10 protein-coding genes are annotated in these 18,868 nt (G+C 67.2%); all 10 read left to right on the top strand.

From position 1 onward, the window contains the following. The first annotated feature begins 106 nt into the window (after window positions 1-106). A complete protein-coding gene (locus AC1DGW_RS10715; RefSeq protein WP_478022624.1) occupies window positions 107-1,588 on the top strand; it encodes a transglutaminase-like domain-containing protein in 1,482 nt (493 codons plus the stop codon). Window positions 1,589-1,637: 49 nt separating this feature from the next. After that, window positions 1,638-4,634: a TonB-dependent receptor gene (locus AC1DGW_RS10710; RefSeq protein ID WP_478022622.1), complete on the top strand. Its 2,997-nt coding sequence runs from the start codon at window positions 1,638-1,640 to the stop codon at window positions 4,632-4,634. Window positions 4,635-4,760: 126 nt separating this feature from the next. Further along, window positions 4,761-6,005: a diaminopimelate decarboxylase gene (lysA, locus tag AC1DGW_RS10705; RefSeq protein ID WP_478022620.1), complete on the top strand. Its 1,245-nt coding sequence runs from the start codon at window positions 4,761-4,763 to the stop codon at window positions 6,003-6,005. Between the two features lie 41 nt (window positions 6,006-6,046). Further along, window positions 6,047-6,811 (top strand): N-acetylmuramoyl-L-alanine amidase, encoded by a 765-nt coding sequence (locus AC1DGW_RS10700; RefSeq protein ID WP_478022618.1) that lies wholly within the window; start codon window positions 6,047-6,049, stop codon window positions 6,809-6,811. A 130-nt stretch (window positions 6,812-6,941) separates the two neighbouring features. Next, window positions 6,942-9,833 (top strand): TonB-dependent receptor plug domain-containing protein, encoded by a 2,892-nt coding sequence (locus tag AC1DGW_RS10695; protein WP_478022616.1) that lies wholly within the window; start codon window positions 6,942-6,944, stop codon window positions 9,831-9,833. Window positions 9,834-9,927: 94 nt separating this feature from the next. After that, window positions 9,928-11,481 (top strand): serine hydrolase domain-containing protein, encoded by a 1,554-nt coding sequence (locus AC1DGW_RS10690; RefSeq protein ID WP_478022614.1) that lies wholly within the window; start codon window positions 9,928-9,930, stop codon window positions 11,479-11,481. 533 nt (window positions 11,482-12,014) lie between these two features. Next, a complete protein-coding gene (locus AC1DGW_RS10685; RefSeq protein WP_478022612.1) occupies window positions 12,015-14,903 on the top strand; it encodes a TonB-dependent receptor domain-containing protein in 2,889 nt (962 codons plus the stop codon). 132 nt (window positions 14,904-15,035) lie between these two features. Continuing rightward, on the top strand, window positions 15,036-15,794 hold the full coding sequence (locus AC1DGW_RS10680; protein ID WP_478022609.1) for an N-acetylmuramoyl-L-alanine amidase: 759 nt from the start codon (window positions 15,036-15,038) through the stop codon (window positions 15,792-15,794). Window positions 15,795-15,852: 58 nt separating this feature from the next. Next, the gene (locus tag AC1DGW_RS10675; protein WP_478022606.1) at window positions 15,853-17,892 is read left to right on the top strand and encodes a hypothetical protein; all 2,040 of its coding nucleotides are present in this window, start codon (window positions 15,853-15,855) and stop codon (window positions 17,890-17,892) included. A gap of 126 nt (window positions 17,893-18,018) precedes the next feature. Then, complete coding sequence (locus AC1DGW_RS10670) at window positions 18,019-18,717, top strand: M15 family metallopeptidase (RefSeq protein WP_478022603.1); 699 nt, start codon at window positions 18,019-18,021, stop codon at window positions 18,715-18,717. Window positions 18,718-18,868: the final 151 nt, after the last annotated feature.

Genomic DNA, 18,868 nt, shown 5'->3' with positions numbered 1-18,868 from the left:
TTGGAATACTTATTCCTTTCTTCCGTGAAATCAAGAATAAATTATTGACCCACTGTCGCATGCGTGTTACACAACCGTTATCCCGCGTGTTCGTGGAAGTGTTGCCGTGGATCCAGCATTGCGCCAAGTCCCAGTCGCTTTCAGGCCTGCCCGGTACCGGCTCATGGCCGGCCTGCTGTGCCTGTTGCCGGCCGCCGCGGGCGCTGCCGACACGCTGGAACAACTGGCCGCGCGCGTGGATCGCGGCGACTTCGCCGGTGCGCGTGCGCAGATCGACGCTGCGTTGCAGCAGCCGGCACTGGGCGATGCGCAGCGCGACGCCTGGCTGTTCCAGCGCGAGCGCATGCACCGCATGCAGCTGGATTTCAGCTTGGACCGCGAGCGCGCGATGGCTGCCGTGCGCCGCTCCATCCCCGACCTGCGCGAAGACGAATTCCGCGCCTGGGACGAGGCCGGGCTGATCGAACACCTGGACATCGACGGCCAGCGCCGCTGGTTCAACCGTGCGCCTTCGAACCTGTTCCTGGTCAGCGATGCCGCGGCCGCGCGGCGCGCGCCGACGATCAAGCCGCCGGCGCCCGGTCCTTTCGAAGTGGTCACGCCGCATCACCTGGAAGTACTGAAAGCTGCGCAGGCCGGCGCCACCAGCATCGCGCCGCGGCGGGTGCGGGTCACCCAGTCGCTCAAGGTCAGGGCCGATGCGGTGCCGGCCGGCGAGACCGTGCGCGCCTGGATCCCGTATCCGCGCGCCATCCCCGGCCAGCAGCAGGACATCCGTTGGCTGGGCAGCGTGCCGGCCGGCGCGCAGATCGCGCCGGAAGCGACGCTGCAGCGTACCGCCTACCTGGAGCGCAAGGCGGTGGCCGGCACGCCGACCGAATTCTCGGTCAGCTACGAAGTCACGATCCATGCGCGCCATTTCGCCATCGACCCGGACGCGGTCCAGCCCACGCCGGACGATCCGGCGCTGGCGCCCTACCTGGCCGAGCGCACACCGCACATCGTGTTCACCCCGGCGCTGCGCGAGTTCTCGCGACGCGTGGTGGGGGATGAGACCAATCCCTACCGGATCGCACGCAAGCTGTTCGACGCGGTCGACCGCATTCCCTGGGGCGGCGCGCGCGAGTACTCGACCATCGGCAACATCAGCGACTACGCCCTGCATTCCAACCACGCCGACTGCGGGCAGCAGACGCTGCTGCTGATGAGCCTGCTGCGCCTGAACGGCATCCCCGCGCGCTGGCAGTCGGGCATGGTGTATTCGGACGACGCGGTGGGCTACAGCAACCTGCACGACTGGGGCGCGCTGTACCTGGCGCCCTACGGCTGGGTGCCGATGGACGTGACCACCGGCGCGCTCGACAGCCCGGTGCCGGCGGTGCGCGACTTCTACTTCGGCGGGCTGGACGCCTACCGCATCGCCTTCAACGACGACTACGCGCAGCCGCTGGTACCGGCCAAGCAGCACTTCCGCTCCGAAACCGTGGACTCGCAGCGCGGCGAGGCCGAATGGGCGGGCGGCAATCTCTATTTCGATCAATGGGACTACGACTTCCAGTGGCAGGTACTGGCGCCACCGAAGGATTGAGGGCCCGTCACACCGCTGTATTCCACAACACTGCAGGAGAGGGCAGGGGATGAACAGGAAAATGCTGAAGAAGGCGGCGCTCAGCGTCGCATTGGGTGCGTGCCTGGGGGCGCTGGCGCCCACGGTCATGGCGCAGAGCGTCACGGGTGCCGTTGCCGGCCGCGCCAGCGCCGGCGACACCATCACCATCACCAACAGCGCAACCGGTCTGAGCCGCACGGTCACCGTGGGCAAGGACGGCAGCTATCGCATCGGCCAGTTGCCACCTGGCAACTACAATCTGACCGCCGGCGACGCCGCGCCGGTGTCCGTAAGTGTCTCGCTGGGCGGGACGACCACGGTCAACCTGGGCAACGACGGCGCGGTCAACCTGGATGCCGTACAGGTGGTGGGGTCGCGCGTGGTCAATCGCGTGGACGTACGCTCCACCGAGAGCGCCACCAACATCAGCCGCCAGGAACTGGCGAGGCTGCCGGTGGACCAGAGTGTGGCGGCCGTCGCCCTGCTCGCACCGGGCGTTGTTTCGTCCGGCGCCACCTTTGGCGGCCTGAGCTTCGGCGGCTCATCGGTGGCGGAGAATGCGGTCTATATCAACGGCCTCAACGTGACCGACCCGTATCGCCGGCAGGGCTTCTCGTCGGTACCGTTCAATTTCTACGAGGAGTTCCAGGTCAAGACCGGTGGCTACTCGGCGGAGTTCGGCCGTAGCACGGGTGGCGTCATCAATGCCATCACCCGTTCGGGTACGAACGATTTCCATGGTGGCGTGGAAGTGACCATGGAACCCTCGGCCTGGGCGGCGCCGAAGAAGGATCACTTCCACAGCGATGGCAGCATCGACGAACGCGATCGCACCAGCCGCGACAGGAGCCCGTTGTTCAAGACCAACCTGTGGGCATCGGGTCCCATCGTGAAGGACCGGTTGTTCTTCTTCGCGATGTATGAGAAACGCGACGCCGATTCCCGCGACATCGACACGGTCGAAGCGTGGAAGACCGTCAGCGACAACGACTTCTGGGGCGCCAAGCTCGACTGGAACATCAACAACGACCATACGCTGGAATTGCTGGCGTTCTCCGACAAGGCCGATTCGGTCACCAGCAGCTACGACTATGACTGGGACACGGCGACGTTCGGCGACAAGCTGGGTGAAAGCACGGGGGGTTCAGGTGGCGACAACTGGTCGGCTACCTATACGGGCCATTTTGGCGCCAACTTCACCGCCAAGGCGATGTACGGTGTGAACAAGCGCAGCGCCACCAGTGGCAGTCCGCCCTGGGACAGCTATTGCAGCCGGGTCGGTCGGGACAGCACCTACAGCGAACTGTTCGGCGACAGGACGCAGAAAGAGGGCTGTCATCCGACCAACAGCAGCATCAGCAGCCGCTACGACAAGCGTGAAGCAGCGCGCCTGGATTTCGAATGGGCGCTGGGCGACCACCTGCTGCGCTTCGGCCTGGACCAGGAAATCATGGACTCGCGCAGTTCCGTGCTCTATCCGGGTGATGGCGTGGGCTACACGGTGCTGGGCATGAAGCCCGACGCGACCGATGAAGATCGCGAGCTTCCCAACGGCGCGATGGTTCCCGTGGGCGTGACGGCTTACGTCGACGCCCGTCGTTACATCACCGGTGCCCCGGTCTCGGTCAAGGCACAGGCGTTCTACGTGGAGGACAACTGGAACGTCACTCCGAACCTGCTGCTCAACCTCGGCGTCCGCGCCGACAAGTTCGAAAACACCCTCGCCTCGGGCGCGACCTTCGCCAAGGCCGACTTCAGCGACATGATTTCTCCACGCCTGGGCTTCAGTTGGGACATGCGTGGAGACGGCTCGACCAAGGTGTTCGGCAACGCCGGCCGTTACTACATTCCGCTGACCAACAAGATTACCGACTACTTCGGTGGCGGTACCACCGACGAGCACACCTACTATGTGCTCAACGGCTGGAGCGAACAGGTGGACCAGACCACCGGCGCCAAGTATCTGCGGCCGGAACTCGGTGCGCAGCTCGGCCCGGTGGACACCAGCATGAACGCGCCGGCGCCTGATGATGTCCGCACCGCGGTTGCCCGCGATCTGAAGCAGGTTTTCCAGGACGAGTACATCCTGGGCTTCCAGCAGATGATCGACCAGGCATGGTCGTACGGGATCAACGCCACATACCGCAAGATGACGCGAGCGGTGGAGGACGTGAGCATCCGCCACGTGGAAGGCTGCGACTGGTACTCCGGCGACTGGCCGATCCTCAACCCTGGCGAGACGAACACGCTGTGGTGCCCGGATACCAACAGCTGGGTCACTTTCGACAATTCCAAGGATGGCTACATCACGTCGGGCAGCAACGTGGTCATGGGCTACAAGAAGCCGCGCCGTACCTACAAGGCGATCGAATTCCAGATCGATCGCGCCTGGGACGGAAAGTGGGCCTTCAATGCCAGCTATCTCCTGTCCAAGAGCGAAGGCAACATGGAAGGCCCGGTGAACTCGGGTACCGGGTATAACGACACCAATCTGGTTCAGTACTACGACCATCCGGCTGTAAACGAGCGCTACGGCGTCCTGTTCAACGATGCGCGCCACCAGATAAAGCTGCGTGGCAGCTACAAGCTCAACGAGATGTGGAGCTTTGGCGCCACCCTGTCCGCGCGCTCCGGTGGGCCCATCACCGCTTACGGCGTGCGCTGGCCCAACGACAACCGCAGCGCGGGTGGACCCAGCGAGTACAGCGGTGGCGGCTCGGGCTGGCTGTGCGTGGCCAACTGCTCCGATTACAAAACGCGGGAACTGGTGTATTCGCCGCTCGGCGCGTTCGGCCGCATGCCGTGGGTCTATGACCTCGGCGCGAACGTGACGTGGACCCTGCCGGTGGAAGGCATCGACCTGAAGGCGCGCTTCTCCGTCTACAACCTGCTCAACCGGCAGGCAGTGGTCAACGTGCACTCCCGTTACGAAAGCACGCCCGGCAACCAGATGCCCTACTTCGGCGAAGGCACGGTGTGGCAGGCGCCGCGCTACATGAACCTGGTCGTGACCTGGAACTTCTGATCCAGCCACGACGATGACGACGCAACTGCGGTACTGAGTTCCTCCTCTGGCGGCCCGTGCATGGGGCCGCCATCTTTTTGGAGCAATGCCTTGGATCAGGGATTTACACGAAGTGGCGGGCACGCTTTGCCGGACGCGTTCCGGCAGGCGGACCTGCCAGGTCTGGCCGCCCGCGAGGGCACGCCGCTGTATGTCTACGCGGCGCCCGCCCTCCGCCAGCGGGTGCGGGCGCTGCGCGATGCGCTCGCCGGCCTGGATGCCGGCATCCGATATGCGGTGAAGGCCAACGGCAACGGCGCGGTGCTGCGCCTGCTGGCCGAGGAGGGCGCGGGCGCGGATATCGTGTCCGGCGGCGAGCTCGAACGCGCGCTGCGCGCCGGCATCGCCGCGGCGGATATCGTTTTTTCCGGCGTCGGCAAGTCCGACGCGGAGATCGCGCTCGCGCTGGATGTGGGCATCGGCCGCTTCAACATCGAGTCCCGCGCCGAGCTCGACGCCATCCAGCGCATCGCTGCCGCGCGCGGCGTCACCGCCGTCGCCTCGGTGCGGATCAATCCGGACGTGGACGCGAAGACCCACGCCAAGATCTCCACCGGCAAGGCCGAGAACAAGTTCGGCGTATCGATCGCCGAGGCGCGCGCCTGGTTCGACGCGAAGGCGCAATGGCCCGACGTGCGCCTGGACGGGCTGCACATGCACATCGGCTCGCAGCTGTTGAGCCTGGATCCGGTACGCGAGGCGCTGGCGCGCATGGCCGCGTTCTGGAAGGAACTGGCGGCCGCGGGCCACGCCATCGCCAGCATCGATGTCGGCGGCGGACTGGGCGTGCGCTACCGCGAGGGTGAGCAGGCGCCGGATGCGCGCGAATACGCCGATGCGATCCGCCAGGCGCTGGCCGGCTTCGGCGGGCGCATCCTGGTCGAGCCCGGGCGCTGGCTGGTGGCCGAGGCCGGCATCCTGCTGACGCGCGTGCTGCTGGAAAAGCATGGCCAGGCGCGCAGCTTCCTGGTGCTGGACGCGGCCATGAACGACCTGCTGCGCCCCAGCCTGTACGACGCCTGGCACGACATCGTGCCGGTAGGCGCCGCGGCTGGCCGCGAAACCGTCGTCTACGACGTGGTGGGGCCGGTCTGCGAGACGGGCGATACCTTCGCCACCGCGCGCGGACTGCCGCGCTGCGAGGCCGGCGACCTGGTCGCGATCCTCGGTGCGGGCGCCTATGGCGCGTCGATGGGATCGACCTACAACTCGCGCCCGTTGCCGGCCGAAGTGCTGGTGGACGGCGAGCGTTATGCGGTGGTGCGCCGCCGCCAGAGCTTCGATGAAATGCTGGCCGGCGAGCAGCCGGCCACGGATTGGAGAAAGGCATGAAAAAGCGAGGAACGGAGGAACGGGGAGCGAATGAGGGCCAGGTGACGGGCAGGAGGCGGGTTTCCCGCTCCCTCTCGCTCTTCGCTCTTCTCCTCTCGTTCCTGCTCCTGAGTGCCTGCGCGCACCACAATCCGCTGGCGAAGTGGGAGCGCTCGCCGAACTTCGACACGCGCCGGCCGGTGGTGGTGGTGCTGCACTACACCGCCGGCAAGACCGCCGAGGGCAGCCTGCGCACGCTGCAGACCGCCAACAGCAACGGCCCGGTCAGCGCGCACTACCTGCTGGGCAAGGACGGCACGCTGTACCAGCTGGTCACCGAGGACAAGCGCGCCTGGCACGCGGGCGATGGCCGTTGGGGCACCATCACCGACCTGAACTCGGCGTCGATCGGCATCGAGATCGACAACGACGGCTACACCCCCTACCCGGACGTGCAGATCGAGAAGCTGATCGTGCTGCTGGATGACGTGACCCGGCGCCTGGGCATCCCGCGCGAGCAGGTCATCGGCCACGAGGACCTGGCGCCGGGACGCAAGATCGATCCGGGCCCGTTGTTCCCTTGGAAGCGCCTGCACGACGCCGGTTTCGGCATCTGGCCCGACCCGGCCGCCGGCGATCCGCCGCCGGAGTTCGATGGCTGGCTGGCGATGGCCGCCATCGGCTATCCGCTCGACGACCGCGCCAACGCGCTTCAATCCTTCCGCCATCATTTCCGCGGCATGCGCAGCCAGGGGGCCGAGCTCGATGCCGAGGACCTGCGCATCCTTTACGGCCTGAGCCGTCCGCTGCTGCGAACGCGGGACTGAACCGGGCCCGGGCCGCACGGCCCGGCGCCATGTACAGGAGAGATCCGGCCAGGGACTGGCCTGCATCGCCGCCACACCTCGCTGAACCTCCACCCTTCCACCACACCGGGAAAACCGGAGAGAGGTCGTAATGCCTGTCCGTCATGCACCACCGCAGCGGTGCCGCCTCGTCGCGGCCATCATCGTCGGGCTGGCGTTGCCTGCCCTCGCCGGCGCCGCCGCTGCGGCCCCTGTTCCCCAGTCCGCCGATACCGAACCCGCGCCGGCCCCGGAACCGGCCCGCAACGCCCGCACCCTCGACAAGGTCGAGGTCACCGGTTCGCGCATCAAGCGCTCGGAAGTCGAAGGCCCATCGCCGGTGGTGGTGATCACCGCCGAGGACATCAAGAAGGAAGGTTTCACCACCGTCGCCGAGGCGCTGGGCACGCTGACCCAATACACCGGTGCCGTGGTCGGCGGCGAATGGAACTTCGGCAACCAGGCGCCGGACGCCTCCTATCTGAACCTGCGCGGCCTCGGCGTCGGCTACCAGCTGATCCTGCTCAACGGCAAGCGCATGGCCGACTATGCGGCGGCCTCCACGCCTTCGGATACCGGCATCAGCGTCGGCAGCATTCCCGCCGCCGCGGTGGCGCGCATCGAAGTGCTCAGCAGCGGCGCATCGGCCATCTATGGCTCGGATGCGGTCGCCGGCGTGGTCAACATCATCACCAAGGACAACTGGGAAGGTAACCACCTGCGCATCCGCGGCGGCACCACCACCGCTGGCGGCGGCGATACCGGCAATCTGCAGTTCAGCGGCGGCAAGGCGTGGGAGCGCGGCAGCATCACCTATGCGTTCGAGCAGCTGAACCGCGAGCCGGTCTATGCCTGGCAGCGCTACGACAAGGGCCTGGGCGACCCGCGGCACGCACCGCAGCAGAACAGTGACCCGAACCATCCCACCTATACGCCGACCCGCGGCCTGGCCTTCTATCTGTATGACACGCCGGGTGGCTACATGCACTACAACACCTGGATGAACCAGGCCGGCCAGCTGGTCACCGCATCGCCGGCATCGCCGGATGCCGGCGGTGCGCTGCAGTACAGCTGCGGCAACGCCAGTTCCGTCTACATGCCGTATTACCCGTTCGCGGCCGACGGCAACACGCCGTCCAGCTGCGCGGCGATGAACTACTACGACTGGGCCACGCTGTCGAACAAGTACAACAAGACCTCGGCCTACATCGCCGGCAACTACCGCTTCACCGACAACGTCGAAGGTTACGGCCAGCTGCTGGTGACGCATTCGCGCGACCAGATGACCAGCCGCGCCAGCCTGTACGTGTTCAACCAGGGCAACGCCACCGATGTGAACCTGGGCTGGTTCGAATACCAGCGTGTGCTGGATGCCAACCAGATCGGCGGCATGCCGCAGCGCATGTATGAGGATACGGCGCTGAGCGCGAACCTCGGCCTGCGCGGCAGCGTGTTCGATCGCTTCGACTGGGATGCCAGCATCACCGTTTCCCGCGACGACATGCGCAGCTCGTGGCGGCAGGGCCTGACCAACAAGGTGCACACTTGGTTGTTCGGCGAGGCGATCGGCACGGCCAACGACGGGCCGCTGTACAACCTGGGGCCGGAACAGCTCCAGCACATGTTCGGCCCGACCTCGGCGGCGGACTACGCGGCGATGACCGACATCGTCCGCAACAAGAACACCTCCTCCGCGACCTCGGCGCAGTTCGTGTTCAGCGGCCCGCTGTTCAAGCTGCCGGCCGGCGAGGTGGAGATGGCCTTCGTCGCCGAAGCTTCGCATTCCAAGTACGAACTGGCGCCGGACGTGCGCTCGCGCAACTCCTACGAGGGCGAGGACCACACGTTCAACTACAACGCCACCTGGGGCGGCGGCTCGCGCGACCGCTACGGCACCGGCCTGGAGCTGCGCGTCCCGGTGCTGGACAGCCTCACCGCCACCGTGGCCGGCCGCTACGACAAGTACGACGACATCTCCAACATCAGCGGCGCTTTCACCTGGGCCGCGGCCATGGAGTGGCGGCCGCTGCGGAGCCTGCTGATCCGCGCCAACCACCAGACCAGCTTCCTCGCACCGAACCTGATGTGGGTGTATGGCGGACCCGTGTCGTCCTACGGCAATTTCATCAACGACTACCAGTGCCGTCGCGCCGGAATGGACCTGTCGACCACGGCCGGCCGGGACCAGTGCGACAACAGCGATTATGTCGATGGGCTGTGGTGGCTGGCCGGTGGCAAGAACACCCAGCTGCACGAGGAAACCGCCAAGTCCGACGGCATCGGTTTCGTATGGGACGTTGCCGACCGGCTTTCGATCAGCGCCGACTACTGGAAGATCAAGCTCAGCGGCAAGAGCACGCTGTTGAGCGTCTATGACATCCTGGATGGCAACACCGACTGCCTGATGGGTTCCAAGCCCAACGGCGAGCAGGTCGATCCGAACTCCGGAAAGTGCGCCATGTACGCCGGTTACGTCCAGCGCGATGCGGAAGGTCACATCACCGGCCTGAGCGCAGGTGCCATCAACCAGGCTGGCGTACGCACCGATGGCTTCGACGCGAGCGTCAAGTACGCATGGAGCGGCGGACGCTGGGGCGACTTCAGCCTCAATGCCGGATTTACCCGCGTACTGGGCTATGAGGAACAGGTCGCCGCCGGCGACGCTTGGGACGACGCGATGAACTGGACGTCGCGCGTGGCCTTCCGCACCCGCACCAACTGGACGCTGGCCTGGAACCGCGACGACTGGAACGTCAATCTGTACGGCTATCGCAACAGTTCGCGCATGAACTATTACGCGACCGCGAAGCTGCGCCCGTTCGTGCAATGGAACGCCAACGTGTCGAAGAAGATCACCGAGCACATGCGCCTAGGCGTGGACGTGGTGAACGTATTCGACAACTACGGCCCGAAGGACGACACCTACACCGCCTTCCCGTACTACCAGAGCATCTACGGCCTGATGGGACGCGCGGTGTACGTGAACCTCGACATCGATTTCTGATGCCGGACCGGGCTTTTCGGTAGCCGTTGCCGCAGCTCTCCCTGCGGCAACCTCCCGGCGGCGATTCCCGCCGCCGGGTTCTGGAACCATGCTGATGAAACGACTCCTGCTCTGCCTCGCCCTGCTGCCGGGCATCGCCCACGCCGCGACGACCTCCACGGACGATGCGGCGTTCTACGACAAGGCCGTGCAACAGGCCTTCGAGCACTACCGGCTGCCCGGCATCGCAGTGGGCGTGATCGAGGACGGCAGGATCGTCCGCACCATCACCCGTGGCGAATTGGTTGCGGGCGAGGGCGTGCCGGTCGATGCCGATACGCTGTTCAAGATCGCCTCCAATACAAAGGCGATGACCGCGGCGGTACTGGCGCGGCTGGTGCAGGCCGGGCGCCTGCGCTGGGACGACCCGGTGACGAAGTACCTGCCGTCGTTCCGCATGTACGACCCGTGGGTGACGCGCAACATGCAGGTCCGCGACCTGCTGATCCACAACAGCGGCCTGGGCTTGGGCGCCGGCGACCTGATGCTGTGGCCGGAGCCGAACCATTTCACCCGCCAGGACATCATCGCCGGGCTGGCGCATCTCAAGCCTGCGGGCAGCTTCCGCGCCGACTACGCCTACGACAACCTGCTGTACGTGGTGGCGGGTGAAGTGGCCGCGGTCGCCGGCGGCAAGCCCTATGCGGCGCTGGTGCGGCAGGAGATCTTTGCGCCGCTGGGCATGGACCGTTGCCAGGTTGGCGAGTGGTCGCCCACGGCAGTGGGCGACGTCGCCCAGCCGCACTACCGGCAGGACGGGCGCAACGTCGTGGGCGGACGCGACGGCGATGTCGCCGTGGATTTCCCGTCGATGGCCGCCGGCGGCGTGCGCTGCAGCCTCCACGACATGCTGCGCTGGATGCAGGTGCTGCTCGACCCGGCGCAGGTTCCGGGCTGGCTGGACGCCACCCAGCGCCGCGCACTGTGGACCGCGCACATGCCGATGCCCATCGGCCAGCGCCTGCGCGACTGGGACGACACCCACTTCCTCGCCTACGGCTACGGCTGGCGCCTGTCGGACATGGATGGACAGTGGAAGGTGGCGCATACGGGCACGCTGTCGGGCATGTATTCCTCGCTGGCGCTGCTGCCGGACCGGCGCAGCGGCGCGGTCATCCTGATCAACGGCGAAGGCGAGGACGCGCGCACCGCCCTGATGCAGGCCCTGCTCAAGCGCCAGACCGCGCCTGCCGCCGGCCATGATGTCCTCCATTACGCGGAGCTGCTGGAGCGGGAGCGGGCGCAGCGCCGCTCCGACGGTCATGCACGCCCGGCCATGGCGCCGGCCGTCGCGGTCGCGTCGCGGAGTTTCGGAACCGATGCCGGCGTGTGGGCCGATCCCTGGTTCGGGCAGGTCACGTTGTGCCCGGCCGGGAAAGGCATCGCTTTCGCATCGGCGAAGTCGCCGGCCATGCGCGGCCGGGTCATGTCGTCCGCTGGCCGCTCCTGGGTGCAGTGGCAGGGGCTGGGCGAGGACGCGGAGGCGTGGCTGGAGTTCTCCGGGGAGGGCGCGCAACGCATCCTGCGCATGCGCGCCGTCGATCCGGACATCGATTTCAGCTACGACTACCAGGACCTGGAATTCCACCGGGTCGGCGATTGTCCGTGAGTGCGTACGGGACCGAAGCAGGCCGCATGCCGCGAACCGCAGGCCGCGCATCCGCCGCGGTCATGCGCGATGGCAATGGAGGACGCGGCGCGTGTTGTGCGGCGCATCACGAAAATATTTTATTTCCATAGCCTTAGGGTATGGGGAATAGTTTATTGACCGCCGGATTCGGCACGTGTTAAACAGCTGTGAAGCCGGGTTGGACCGGGCGCGGATGCGCGGCCGGTGCTTCTTTCCAAGGGTCCGCACGATGCGGCCCGCGGAGGAGGAAATCCCGGCGGACAGGCCTGCAGTCGGGCTTGGCATGGTGCAGGCCGGCAGACAGGGAGGCTACCCGGCGCAGTGCAACCACGGAAGGAAAGGTGCGGCCGCCGGGGAGGTGGCGCGCATCCTGGTTGGATTGGCGGAATCGTGCCGCCCTTGAGGATGGACCGATGGATGGTCGCCGTACCCCGCCGAGGCGGGCATGGAAGTGGGCCAGCATCGTTCCCGAAACATCCCCCCGTTACGCGTTCCCTTTGGAGAGAGAGAGCATGTCCGCCTTGTCACGTACCCCGCGGCTTCACCACCTGAGCGCCGCCCTGCTGCTGGCGCTCGGCAGCCCGTTCGCCGCCTTCGCCCAGACCCAGCCCGCCACCGGCAGCACCTCGCCCGAGGCGCGCACCCTCGACCGCGTCTCGGTCACCGGTTCGCGCATCCAGCGCACCGATGTCGAAGCCGCCTTGCCGGTCACCATCATCCAGAAGGCCGAGATCGAAGCCCAGGGCATCACCTCGGCCGAACAGCTGCTGCAGCAGCTGAACATCGCCAGCAGCGGCCCGGACAGCCTGGCCGCCAACAGCGGCATCGCGCCTCCGGGCACGCGCGGCAACAACGGCGTCTCCGGCGCCAACCTGCGTGGCCAGGGCGCCGATGCGACCCTGGTGCTGCTCAACGGCCGCCGCGTCGCCGCCCATGGCCTGGCCGGCCAGGTGGTGGACCTGAACTCGATTCCCTTCGCCGCGATCGAGCGCGTGGAAGTGCTGCGCGACGGCGCATCGGCCGTGTACGGCACCGACGCCATCGGCGGCGTGATCAACTTCATCACCCGCAACAACTACCAGGGCATCACCGTCACCGCCGGTGCCGACGTGACCCAGGAAGGGGGCGGCAACATCTACCACGGCAGCCTGCTCGGCGGCTGGGGCGACCTGGACAACGACCGCTGGAACGTGTGGGCGGCGCTGAACGTCAAGAAGAACAAGATCCTGCGCGGCAACCAGCGCGACTTCGTCAACAGCTTCCAGCCCGACCGCGGCCTGTCGCCGGATACGCGCGGCACGCCGTTCGCCAACATCGTCAGCGGCACCGGCAGCATGATCGGCGGCGGTCTGAAGGATCCTGGCAGCGGCCTGACCAAGACCACCATCAATACGCTGCGTTTGCCCGGCGGCGCCGGCTGCGAGAACGGCGGCGACATGATGGGCGACTACGGCGACAAGATCTGGGCCAGCCCCGGCGCCAGCTTCGGTTGCGCCTGGGACTACGGCCGTGCGCGCACCATCCAGCAGCCGGTGGACACGGTGCAGGGCATCGGCCGTGCCACTTTCAAGGTCGGCGACAACCATGAGTTCTTCGCCGAGTTCATGGGCTCCAAGGTGACCTCCAAGCGTCAGTTCGAAGCGCAGCAGATCACCACCAGCATCAACGCCACCGGCACCCAGCTCGACGCGTACGAACTGAACGCCAACACCAAGGCGACCTACGACGCGATCTACAACCAGCTGCACGACTACTTCGGCGACCAGGCCAACCTGGTCTACGGCAGCCCCATCGCCTACCGCTGGCGCTGCGAGATCTGCGGCCCGCGCCAGCTGGAAACCGAGACCAAGGCCTACCGCATGCTGTTCGGCATGACCGGCACCGTGGGCACCTGGGACTACAACATCGGCCTGTCGCGTGCCGAGAGCCGCGCCCAGTCGGTGCTCGCCGGCGGCTACTACTACACGCCGCAGCTGAAGGCGGCGCTGAAGAACGGCGTGCTCAATCCGTTCCTGATGCCGGGCCAGGACCAGTCGAAGGCGGCCTACGATGCGATGGCCGCCGCCGACGCCAGCGGCCTGCTGCTGTACAAGGGCGTGTCCAGCACCACCACGTTCGACGCCAGCTTCAGCGGCAGCCTCGGCTTCAAGCTGTGGGGCGAGGAGGACGTGCAGGCCGCGGCCGGCGTGGACATCCGCCGTGAGGAATACGAGTTCAGCGGCCCGTCGGAATGGGCGGCCGGCAATGCGTTCGTGTTCGGCGCGCCGGGCGATGCGGCCAATTACATGTCGCCGAAGACGCGCAACGTGAAGGCCGTGTTCGCCGAGTTCAACCTGCCGGTGATCGACAGCCTCGAGCTCAACCTGGCCGTGCGCCACGACCGCTACGACGGCTTCGGCGGCACCACCAATCCGAAGTACTCGTTCAAGTGGCAGCCGATCGACTGGCTGGTGTTCCGCGGCTCCTACAGCACCGGCTTCAAGGTGCCCGACTTCGCCAAGCTGTTCCGCGGCGTCACCGAGAGCCAGTACACCGGCCTTGACCTGGCCGATCCGGCGACCTGCCCGAAGGGCCAGTACAACCCGGACGTGGCCAACTGCAGCGAGCAGATCCGCCCGGACATCATCACCGGCGGCAACGCGAACCTGAAGCCGGAAGAGGCCAAGCAGCGCAGCGTCGGTTTCGTGATCGCGCCGAACGGCAACTTCAACCTCAGCGTCGACTGGTGGGAGATCGAGCGCCTCAACACCATCCGCAGCGGCTTCAACCTCTCGACGATGACGGCGAACTACCCGCTGTATGCGTCGAACTTCATCCGCGACAGCAGCGGCAAGATCATCGCCATCGACCAGCGCTACATCAACACCGGTGGCACGCTGACCCGCGGCATCGAGCTGGACTCCAACCTGCGCGGCGATCTGGCCGGTGGCAGCTGGAACATCCACCTCAACGGCAACTACCTGGATACCTTCAAGACCAAGACCTTCGACAGCCTGCCCTACAGCGACAACCTGGTCGGCGAGTACGAGCGCTACTACAACCTGCCGATCAAGTGGAAGCACACCGTCAGCCTCGGCTGGGCCAAGGGCGACTGGGCGCACACGCTGACCCAGGTCTACCGTGGCGGCTACAAGGACTGGAAGCCGGGCGGCGTCGTCAATGGCTACACCCCGCCGGCCTGGGACGGAAAGGTCGATGCCTACATCACCTACAACTACAGCCTGACCTGGTCCGGCATGGAGAACCTGAAGGCGACCTTCGGCATCCGCAACCTGCTCAACACCGATCCGCCGTTCACCGTCCGCTACCTGGACGATGGCGACGGCGCGGGCTGGGAAGCGCGTGTGGCCGACCCGCGTGGCCGTTCCTTCAACGTCCTGCTCGAATACCGCTTCCAGTGATGCGGCATCCGACCTGACGGTACTACCCGTCGCCGCCGGGCAGCCCGGCGGCGACGTTTTCCGTTCCTGCTGTCGGCAGGCCGCACGCCGGCCTGTCGTGATCGACGAACCGATGTGGAAAGCGAGGCGATGATGAAGATGTCCACCAAGCTGTTGCTCCCGGCCGCGCTGCTGGCCCTGCTCACCGCCTGCGGCCACACGCCCCCGCGCAACCCGCTGGCGACCTGGGTGCCTTCACCCAACGAGGACGTGCGCCGGCCCAACCTGATCGTCATCCATTTCACCGAGCAGCATTCGGTGCAACAGAGCCTGGACACCCTGCGCAGCCGCAACAGCGGCGGTCCGGTCAGCGCGCACTACCTGATCGGTGCCGATGGCAGGAACTACCAGCTGGTCAGCGATGAGCGCCGTGCCTGGCATGCCGGCTCCGGCAGCTGGGGATCGTTCACCGACCTCAATTCCGCCTCCATCGGCATCGAGCTGGACAACGATGGCCAGTCGCCGTTCGCCGAGGCGCAGATCCAGAGCCTGCTGGTGCTGCTGGAAGACCTGTGCACGCGCCTGCGCATTCCGCGCAGCCAGATCATCGGCCACCAGGACCTGGCACCGACACGCAAACCCGATCCGGGCCCGCTGTTCCCGTGGAAGCGCCTGGCCGATGCCGGCTTCGGCCGCTGGCCTGCCGCCGATGCGCCGCCGGCGCCGGCCGGATTCGACCCGTGGACCGCGCTGCGCCTGATCGGCTATCCGCTGGACGACCGCGCCGCCACCGTGCGCGCCTTCCGCAACCATTTCCGCGGCCAGGGCGGCAGCGAACTGGACGCCGAGGACCTGCGCATCCTGCATGCGCTGGCCCCGCGCGATCCTGTCGCTCCCACCGCGAACAACTGAGGCCGGCCGCATGACTCGACCGAACCGCGCACTCCTCCCCCGTACCGGACGCATCGCCATGACGTTCGCCCTGAGCCTGGCGGCGATCAGCCCGGCCGCCATCGCCGCTGAAACGGTTGATCGGCTGGGCCTGCCGCCGTCGCCGGCATCGGCCGAGTTCGTGCAGCAGCGCACCCAGTTCCAGCTGCACACGCTGCTGACCGAGCAGCGCCACCCCAAAACCTGGAACCTGAGCGAAGCGGCGGCGACCGATCCGGCGCAGGCGTTGTCGCAGTTGTTCTCGGTGGACGAGGACGTGGCCCGCGCCTTCACCGCGCTCGCCGACGATCCGCAGCGCATGGCGAAACTGCACGCGGCATCAAGCGCGGTGCAGCGTGCGCTGCGCGATGGCCATCGCATCTACTTCTATGGCACCGGCTCCACCGGTCGCCTCGCCGAGACGCTGGAAAGCGGCGTGTGGCGTCCGTTCTGGAACCGCATGCAGTCCGATCCGGCGTGGCCGCGTATCGCCGCCAGACTGCCGGCCAAGCTCGGCGAGCGCGTGCGCGGCGAGATCACCGGCGGCGACCGCGCGCTGATCAGCTCGCTGGAAGGCTTCGAGGACCTGCAGCTGATCGGCGCGCTGCAGATGCGCGACGACGGCATCGGCGCCGACGACGTGGTGTTCGCGGTGACCGAAGGCGGCGAGACCTCGGCGGTGATCGGCACCGCGCTGGCCGCCGCCGACCAGCGCGGAGCGGGCACCGACCGCGTCTGGTTCGTCTACAACAACCCGGACGAAGTGCTGCGCCCGTTCGAACGCAGCCGCCGCGTGCTCGACGACGCGCGCATCCACAAGATCGCGCTGCCGACCGGTCCGCAGGCGATCACCGGCTCGACCCGCATGCAGGCCACCACCACCAGCCTGTACGCGCTGGGCCTGGTGCTGGAGGACGCGCTGCGCGCGCTGCTGCTGCCGCACCTGCCGGCGGCCGACGCACAGCGCCTCGGCCTGGATGCGAAGGACAGCATCGAAAGCCGCCTGCGCGGCTTCGCCGGGCTGCAGCGCAGCGTGGCCGGCAGTGCGCCGCAGCTGGCGCAGTGGACCGTGCGCGAAGCGCAGGCCTACACCGATGGTCGCCACGCCACCTATCTGGCCGGCGAAACCCTGATGCCGGTGTTCGTGGATGTCACCGAGCGCGCGCCGACCTTCCGGCTGGCGCCGCTGGACCGCACCGACACCGCGCCGCCGGCATCGTGGATCCGCGTGTGGGCGCCGGTGGCGACGCCGCAGGCGGCGTGGGACGCCCTGCTGCACCGCCCGTTCCATGGGCTGGACGCCGCGCAGTACCGCCCGCAGTTCGAGCAGAAGGTGGACGACCCGGCGCTGCGCGCGACCGCGCTGCGCAGCCTGGAGCGCGCCGGTGCCGAGCAGCAGGCCTTGTACGACCTGTCCTGGTCGCCAGCCAACCGCGAGCGCCTGCCGCCGCAACCGGGCGACCTGGGCGTGCTGCTGCGCTACGCCGGCGAACCGGTGGACGCGCTCGCGCGGCAATGGTGGCAGGCGTTCGGCGATGCCGGTGCCGGCCGGCTCACCGTCACCGTGGGGCATGGCGCGGCTTCGGGCGATGCCTTGAAGGGCCTGGACGGCGCGGATCAGGGCATCGCGCTGGACCTGCCGCAGCGACGCGACCCGCTCGGCCTGGACCGCACGCTGGCGCTGAAGATGCTGCTCAACGCGCATTCGACCGCTGTGATGGCGCGGCTCGGGCGCACGGTCGGCAACACCATGACCGCAGTGCAGCCGGGCAACCTCAAGCTGATCGGCCGCGCAACCTACCTGATCCAGTCGCACGTCAACGCGGTGCTCGGCGGCAAGCATTGGCGCGCGCAGCACGGTGATACCGTGCCGTTGAGCTATGCCGAAGCCAATGTCGTGCTGTACGAGTCGATCGACCAGCGTGCGCGCCTGCCCGAGGCGGCACAGCTGCCCGAGGTGGAACTGGCGATCGTCGCCGTGCTCGAACGCCTGGACAGCGGCAAGCCGCTGGACTGGGCCGGCGCCGCACGGCAACTGCGCGAGAAGGGCCTCAACGGCTATCTGCGCGAGCGGAACTGACCTGTAGGAGCGCACTTGTAGGAGCGCACTTCAGTGCGCGAAGAAGCTTTCCCGGTGAAGCCCCATCGCGCACTGAAGTGCGCTCCTACATGCGCTCCTGCCACCACAAGCCCACAGGAGATTGCAATGCGTATCCGAGGCTGTGCACTGGTTCTGCTGCTGGCCTGCACGAACGCGCAGGCGGCACCGGCGGTATCTCCGGCCAGCACGCCGTCGCAGGCCGGCATGCTGGACGTCGCCACGCTGGCGCCGGGCTTCTCGCTGGACATGCGCTATGCCGGCAGTGACAACTTCACCGGCAGGCCAGTGCCCGGCTACGAGGCGCCGCGCTGCTACCTGCTCGCGCCCGCCGCGCAGGCACTGGCGCGCGTGCAGCGCACGCTGCAGGCGCAGGGCCACGCGCTGCGCCTGTACGACTGCTATCGTCCGGTGCGGTCGGTGCAGTCGTTCGTCGCCTGGGCGCACGACCCGGCCGACCAGCAGGCCAAGGCCCGCTACTACCCGAACATCGACAAGAGCCGGTTGCTGGACGGCTATATCGCCGAACATTCCGGCCACAGCCGCGGCGCCACCGTGGATCTGGGCCTGCTCGACTGCCGCCAGGGCGGTTGCGTGGAAGTGGACATGGGCACCGGCTTCGACCGCTTCGATCCGCTGGCCCATACCGACAGCCCCGACATCACGCCACAGCAGCGCCACAACCGCCAGCGGCTGCTCGACGCGATGGGCGCCGAGGGCTTCGCCAACTACCCCATGGAATGGTGGCACTACACCTTCCGGCCGGAACCGACGCCCGATACCGCCTACGACTTCCTGGTGCGCTGATCTTTCGCTTCCGTAGGAGCGTACTTCAGTGCGCGATGGGGCTTGCATGCCCCCTCTGCAACATCCCTTGCATTCCTTGTGGGAGCTCGTGAAAAGCCCCATCGCGCACTGAAGTGCGCTCCTACCCTGCGCTCCGGCGATGGAGTGCCAT

It is taken from the genome of Stenotrophomonas sp. 05N423, from assembly GCF_056397145.1.
The sequence above is the reverse complement of the archived record's forward strand: the minus strand, read 5'-3'. Positions and strand labels throughout refer to the sequence as shown.

What these genes read in the sequence shown, in the direction of transcription:
- AC1DGW_RS10710 (WP_478022622.1), top strand. Translation starts at nt 1,638, where the DNA reads ATGAACAGGAAAATGCTGAAGAAGGCGGCGCTCAGCGTCGCATTGGGT.
- AC1DGW_RS10680 (WP_478022609.1), top strand. Translation starts at nt 15,036, where the DNA reads ATGAAGATGTCCACCAAGCTGTTGCTCCCGGCCGCGCTGCTGGCCCTG.
- AC1DGW_RS10695 (WP_478022616.1), top strand. Translation starts at nt 6,942, where the DNA reads ATGCCTGTCCGTCATGCACCACCGCAGCGGTGCCGCCTCGTCGCGGCC.
- AC1DGW_RS10685 (WP_478022612.1), top strand. Translation starts at nt 12,015, where the DNA reads ATGTCCGCCTTGTCACGTACCCCGCGGCTTCACCACCTGAGCGCCGCC.
- AC1DGW_RS10690 (WP_478022614.1), top strand. Translation starts at nt 9,928, where the DNA reads ATGAAACGACTCCTGCTCTGCCTCGCCCTGCTGCCGGGCATCGCCCAC.
- AC1DGW_RS10675 (WP_478022606.1), top strand. Translation starts at nt 15,853, where the DNA reads ATGACGTTCGCCCTGAGCCTGGCGGCGATCAGCCCGGCCGCCATCGCC.
- AC1DGW_RS10670 (WP_478022603.1), top strand. Translation starts at nt 18,019, where the DNA reads ATGCGTATCCGAGGCTGTGCACTGGTTCTGCTGCTGGCCTGCACGAAC.